Origin of the sequence: Halopseudomonas sp. (assembly GCF_036961105.1) — a bacterium.
Lineage (GTDB): Bacteria > Pseudomonadota > Gammaproteobacteria > Pseudomonadales > Pseudomonadaceae > Halopseudomonas.
Map to the genome: position 1 here is coordinate 1 of NZ_JBALWW010000060.1, position 635 is coordinate 635.

General features: G+C 48.0%; 1 protein-coding gene and 1 pseudogene. Both read right to left on the reverse strand.

What is annotated here, in order from left to right:
* Positions 1–219, reverse strand: a pseudogene (locus tag V7756_RS18980) (hypothetical protein); the annotation flags it as partial.
* Between the two features lie 79 nt (positions 220–298).
* Positions 299–635 (reverse strand): hypothetical protein (locus tag V7756_RS18985; protein ID WP_335611761.1); only part of this gene is annotated, 337 nt, incomplete at its 5' end.

Here is a 635-nt window from a genome sequence, read left to right on the forward strand (position 1 = left end):
TTGAGCATCCCAAAGCGTAGGGTTCGGCGGATAGCTCCAATCGATACTGGTGTCATGCCAAGCGCAAAGGTAGAGCGCATAGCGCCAAGTGTTCTCAGACAGGGGGAGCGCGCACGACTCAACGGGATAATCCCATTTTTGCAATGCGGCATCGTTTGCGGCCCATAGACAAACATTACTCCCTGGAGAGAAAAAGAATCTAAGAGAGTAAATATGCATGTTGAAGCTCCCTAACGTTTGGTTAAGGGGCGGGCTTTAGCCCGTCCCAGTGAGCGAAGCGAACGGTTTGAACCATTTGTTAGGGCTTCTCATCAGTAGAGGAAAACTCTGGGTAAGCGTGATCCACGCAAATGGCCATGTTTTGCAATGCGGGCTGATTGCACCTTGCCCACGTACATTTTTTGCTGCCGACGCCACCATGAAATTGGATGAAGAACTCTCTTCGATATGGACGATCATCAAATGATGGCCAAATTTCTGGCTGCGACACTTTTATAGCAAAGTCAGATCTATCGTCTACATCAAGCTGCCAGTATGTTTTGCACTCGCTGCATTGATATAGACGCAACCATGGGCGCTCCGAAAAAAGGTTGAAACTACTACAAAAGTCTTTTTCTGACTCTCCATAGCTAACG